This is a genomic window from Leifsonia sp. KNZ12-8B, from assembly GCF_056755495.1.
Genome location: NZ_JBPGXM010000198.1, coordinates 1 through 4,606 on the forward strand (window position 1 = coordinate 1; position 4,606 = coordinate 4,606).

The following is a 4,606-nucleotide window of genomic DNA, read 5'->3' on the forward strand; positions in this document are numbered from 1 at the left end:
TCGCCCGCCGGGGTCAGCTCGGTGATCGCATAGGCGGTGGGCCACATCGCCCCGTCGTCGAGCTGCGCGGCGTCGTTGAAGCCGAGCGTGGAGTAGCGCGCCTTGAACTTCGAGGCGGGCTGGAAGAACATCACCACCTTGCCGTCGAGGGCGTAGGCGGGCATCCCGTACCAGGTGCGGGGCTCCAGCTGCGGCGCGTGCTCGGCGACGATGGCGTGGATGCGCTCGGCCGCCGCACGCTCGGCGCCTTCGAGCGCCTCGATCTTCTCGCGGACGTCGCGCTCGCCCTCCTCGCGCGTGTCCTTCTTGGCGCTGCGGCGGCGCGTGGCGGTCTTCAGCTCCTTCGACCGCTCCTTCATGGCCGCGCGCTCCTCCTCGGTGAAGGTCTCGCGCTCGGCGGGCTGCTCGGTGGTCGGGGTCATCGCCGTCTCCTGTCGTCCGGTCGCGCGCGGGGCTCGCGTGCGATGTGGCACCAGTTTGGCGCAGCCGGATCGCGGTGGCTTCTCCGAAACTGCTCGGCCGGGGGAGGTGCACAATGGCGGCATGACGTCGAGCCCCGGTCGCGATGCCCAGTCGGAGATCTACCGGGCGGGGGTGGCCGGCCGGCGTCCGCGCATCCCGGTGGGCGCGGTCGCGCTGGAGCGGGCCGCACGGCAGCGGATGAGCCGCACGGCGTTCGCCTACATCGCCGGCTCGGCCGGGCTCGAGCGCACGGCCGACGCCAATGCGGAGGCGTTCCGGCGCCGCCGCATCGTGCCCCGGGTGCTGCGGGATGTCGGCAGCAGGGACCTCTCCGTCGACCTGTTCGGGCTGCGCCGGCCGACGCCGCTGGTGCTCGCGCCGATCGGCGTGCTGGAGCTCGCCCGCCGCGGCGGCGACAGCGCGGCGGCCCGCGCCGCGGCGGCCCTCGGCATCCCCGCCGTGCTGTCGAACCAGGCGTCGGAGCCGATGGAGTCGGTGGCCGCCGCGATGGACGGCGTCGCGCCAGGCGCCTCCCGCTGGTTCCAGCTGTACTGGAGCTCGTCGCGCGACCTGGTCGCGAGCCTCGTCGAACGGGCGGAGGCGTCGGGCTGCGAGGCCATCGTCGTCACGCTCGACACGCACCTGCTGGGCTGGCGGCCACGCGACCTGAGTCTCGGTTCGCTGCCGTTCAGCCGCGGGCTCGGCATCGCCCAGTACACGAGCGATCCGGTGTTCCGGCGACTCGTGGCCGAACGGGTCGCAGGCGCGCGGACCGCAGGCGCCCGCCGCGCCCGCACGACGCCGACGCCCGCCGCGGTGGCCGCGTTCGCGAGCATCCTCCGGCACCACCCCGGCGCACTGCGGGCGAATCTCCGGTCGGGAGAGCCGCTGGCCGCGATCGAGACGTTCCTCGACGTGTTCGCCGACCCGGCGCTCGGCTAGGACGACCTGGCGTTCCTGCGCGAGCGCACGAGCCTCCCGATCGTGCTGAAGGGCGTGCTGCATCCGGACGACGCCCGCCGCGCGATGGACGCCGGGATGGACGGCGTGCAGGTCTCGAACCACGGCGGCCGCCAGATCGACGCCGAGATCGCCGCGCTTGACGCCCTGCCCGCCGTGGTCGACACGGTCGCCGGCCGGGTTCCTGTGCTGTTCGACAGCGGCGTCCGCGGAGGGGCGGACGTGCTCATCGCGCTCGCGCTGGGCGCCACCGCCGTCGCGGTCGGGCGCCCGTACGCGTACGCCCTCGCGGTCGCCGGGGAGGCCGGTGTGCGGGAGCTGCTGCGCAACCTCCTGGCCGAGCTGGACATCACCCTCGGCCTCGCCGGGCTGCGGAGCGTGCGGGAGGTGGACGCCTCGGTGCTCCTGGCGTAGTGTCGCGCGGCGGCCGATCGGGCCGCGGAACGACCACCGACGGAAGAGGATGCCCATGAGCGACCGCGACGACAGCAAGCGCCCCGACCCGGACGACCTGCCCGACGGCACCGGCACGAAGTCCGAGGACCCGGACGACGGCAAGGACACGGTCTCGGGCGGCGGGGCGGACGACCGCTAGAGCGAGCGTTGCCGGGGCCGCGTGCGCGGCCCCGCCCCGGCCGGCCGACCTGGGGCGAGGCGCGGCAGCAGCCTCCCGCCGAACGCGTTCCACAGCCCGCAGAACACGACGGCCGCCGTCGCCGCGACGAGCACCGAGCCGACGACGTCGGTCAGGTAGTGCGCGCTGACGTACAACCGAGAGGCGCCCATCACCACGACCGCCGCCGCGCCGGCCACCGCCGCTGCCCGCTGCCATCGCCCGCCGCGGGCGAGCAGGTAGCAGGCGATGGCGTACGCCGCGACGAAGGCCGTGTGACCGCTCGGAAAGCTGTCGTGCCCCGCCTCGGCGAGCAGCGGGTGGTCGAGCAGAGCCGCCTCCGGCCGCGGCTCCGCGACGATCACCTTGACGAGCTCGGGCGAGAGCCAGCCGGCCGCCGTTATCCCGCCGAAGGCCAGGGCGTCGACCGGTGCGCGGCGCACGACGAGCAGCCACGCGCACGAGACGGCGAGGATGATCGCCGCGCCGGCCGGGGAGAACGCGGTCGACAGGGCGAGGCCCGCGACGTTGAGCAGCGTGTGCTGGTGATCGGTGAGCTCCTCGTCGAGCGCGAGCTCCGATCCGAGGACGCCGGGCAGGAGCTTCACGGCGAAGCCGAGCGCGAGCACCGCCAGCGTTCCGAGAGCGCCGAGTAGCAGCCAGTGCCGCGGCTGCGGGAGGCGCCGGAATCCCGTCGGGGCGGCCTCCGTCGTCCGTCGCATCCGCGCCTCCGCCTTCGTCGTCACGACCGCCCGGTGCGGACCGTCGTGACCGACGTTAGCGGGCGGCCGATGCGCGCCCGCCGGGAGAACGGCGCGCTATCTGCTGAAGCCCTCAGAGCAGCTTCGGCTCGTGCGTGTGGCCGATCGCGGGCTGGCCGTCCTCGTCGGTGACGATCAGGCCCGACGAGCTGGAGGCGGACGACGAGAGCCGCTCGACCCACTCCCGGTCGAGCTTCGGCGGCCGCGAGCCGTCGAAGCGGAACCGCAGCGGGATGCTGACGTCCATCCACACCGTGCTGCGGCCGTCGCCGTTGTCCGGCGACTCGCGCCAGCTGACGGTGAACGACTCCCTGCGACGCAGCTTGCTGATGATGGCGACCTCGACGTGCGCCAGGACGCGGTCCTCGAAATCGATGCGGGTCGTGCCGTCGTACATCAGGTATCCCACCCTCGCTCCCTTCCGACCGCCACCGTACTCCGTGCCAGGCCGCCGTGGCCCCGCCACCGCCCGGCCGCGCCCCGGGCCGCCCCGGCAGTGCCCTGGCGCGTAACCCGCGCGCGGTAGGGTGCGGCCGTGGACGCGACACTGGCCAGACGGCTGACCCTCGGCGACGCGGTGACGATCGGGCTCGGCTCGATGATCGGCGCCGGCGTCTTCAGCGCCTTCGCCCCGGCCGCGGCCGCCGCGGGCGTCGGGCTCTTGGTGGGGCTCGCGGTCGCGGGCTTCATCGCGTTCTGCAACGCCACCTCCTCGGCGCAGCTCGCCGCGCAGTATCCGACCTCCGGCGGCTCGTACATCTACGGGAGGGAGCGGCTGGGGGAGTGGTGGGGCTTCTTCGCCGGCTGGTCCTTCGTCGTCGGCAAGACCGCGAGCTCGGCCGCGATGGCGCTCACCTTCGCCACGTACCTGGTGCCGGACTCCTGGGTGAAGCCCGTCGCCGTGGCGGCGGTGCTCGCCCTCACGGTCGTCAACACGCTCGGCATCACGCGGACGGCGCTGCTCACGCGCATCCTCGTCGTCGTCTCGCTGATCGCGCTCACCGTGGTCATCGTCATCGGCCTCGCGAACACGACGCCGTCCGCGGCGCTCGCCGGGCCGCCCGTGACACTGCCCGGCGTGCTGCAGGCCTCCGCGTTCCTGTTCTTCGCGTTCGCGGGGTACGCGCGGGTGGCGACGATGGGGGAGGAGGTGGTGCGGCCGGCCCGCACCATCCCGCGCGCGATCATCATCGCCCTCGGCATCGTGCTCGTCCTCTATGCGCTCGTGGCCGTCGCCGCCCTGCACGCCATCGGTCCGGCGGGGCTCGCCGCGTCGCGCGCGCCGCTGGCGGAGGTCGCGGCCGCCTCGGGCGTCCCCGGACCCGGTTTCGTGGTCCAGGTGGGCGCGGCCGCCGCCGCGCTCGGCGCGCTGCTGGCGATGATCGCCGGCATCGGGCGCACGAGTCTCGCCATGGCCCGGCACAGCGACCTGCCGCACTGGTTCGCCGCCGTCCACCCGCGCTACCGGGTGCCGCACCGCGCCGAGCTCGCCCTCGGCGCGATCGTCTGCGTGCTCGTCCTCGTCACGGACCTGCGCGGCGCGATCGGCTTCTCGTCGTTCGGCGTGCTGCTGTACTACCTCGTGGCGAACCTCTCGGCGTGGACGCAGTCCCGCGAGCACCGGCGGTACCCGCGGGCGCTGAGCATCGCGGGCGCGGTCGGCTGCGTGGTCCTGGTGGCGGCGCTGCCGCTGCCGTCGATCGTGGCGGGGGTGGCGATCGTCGTGGTCGGGGTGGGGTCTGTCTCGTATACACATCTCCGAGCCCACGAGCCCGAGGCTGAGGGCGTATGGCGGGGTGGGCGTGTAAAA

Annotated in this window: 7 protein-coding genes; 4 read left to right on the forward strand and 3 right to left on the reverse strand. The window is 74.2% G+C overall.

Going from position 1 to position 4,606, the window contains the following annotated elements; genetic code table 11:
• Nucleotides 1-422: iron chaperone (locus ACR9ZG_RS18095; protein ID WP_481286235.1), on the reverse strand; the 422-nt coding region annotated here is incomplete at its 3' end.
• A 121-nt stretch (nucleotides 423-543) separates the two neighbouring features.
• On the opposite strand from ACR9ZG_RS18095, the gene ACR9ZG_RS18100 reads away from it, so the two are divergent.
• The 3 genes from ACR9ZG_RS18100 to ACR9ZG_RS18110 are packed head-to-tail and all read left to right on the forward strand — an operon-like array spanning nucleotide 544 to nucleotide 2,017.
• Complete coding sequence (locus tag ACR9ZG_RS18100; RefSeq protein ID WP_481286236.1) at nucleotides 544-1,404, forward strand: alpha-hydroxy-acid oxidizing protein; 861 nt, start codon at nucleotides 544-546, stop codon at nucleotides 1,402-1,404.
• A gap of 6 nt (nucleotides 1,405-1,410) precedes the next feature.
• A complete protein-coding gene (locus tag ACR9ZG_RS18105; RefSeq protein ID WP_481286241.1) occupies nucleotides 1,411-1,836 on the forward strand; it encodes an alpha-hydroxy-acid oxidizing protein in 426 nt (141 codons plus the stop codon).
• A 55-nt stretch (nucleotides 1,837-1,891) separates the two neighbouring features.
• Nucleotides 1,892-2,017 carry a hypothetical protein gene (locus tag ACR9ZG_RS18110; protein WP_481286237.1) on the forward strand — a complete coding sequence of 42 codons (126 nt, stop codon included), beginning with the start codon at nucleotides 1,892-1,894 and terminating at the stop codon, nucleotides 2,015-2,017.
• Here the strand turns inward: ACR9ZG_RS18110 and ACR9ZG_RS18115 are convergent.
• Complete coding sequence (locus tag ACR9ZG_RS18115; protein WP_481286238.1) at nucleotides 2,014-2,781, reverse strand: phosphatase PAP2 family protein; 768 nt, start codon at nucleotides 2,779-2,781, stop codon at nucleotides 2,014-2,016. The two genes, ACR9ZG_RS18110 and ACR9ZG_RS18115, sit on opposite strands and share 4 nt — an antisense overlap.
• Nucleotides 2,782-2,869: 88 nt before the next feature.
• On the reverse strand, nucleotides 2,870-3,205 hold the full coding sequence (locus ACR9ZG_RS18120) for a DUF7882 family protein (RefSeq protein ID WP_481286239.1): 336 nt from the start codon (nucleotides 3,203-3,205) through the stop codon (nucleotides 2,870-2,872).
• Between the two features lie 126 nt (nucleotides 3,206-3,331).
• On the opposite strand from ACR9ZG_RS18120, the gene ACR9ZG_RS18125 reads away from it, so the two are divergent.
• The coding region (locus ACR9ZG_RS18125; protein ID WP_481286240.1) for an APC family permease at nucleotides 3,332-4,606 on the forward strand (1,275 nt) is incomplete at its 3' end.

Coding starts and splice junctions, on each gene's coding strand:
- ACR9ZG_RS18100 (WP_481286236.1), top strand. CDS start 544: ATGACGTCGAGCCCCGGTCGCGATGCCCAGTCGGAGATCTACCGGGCG.
- ACR9ZG_RS18110 (WP_481286237.1), top strand. CDS start 1,892: ATGAGCGACCGCGACGACAGCAAGCGCCCCGACCCGGACGACCTGCCC.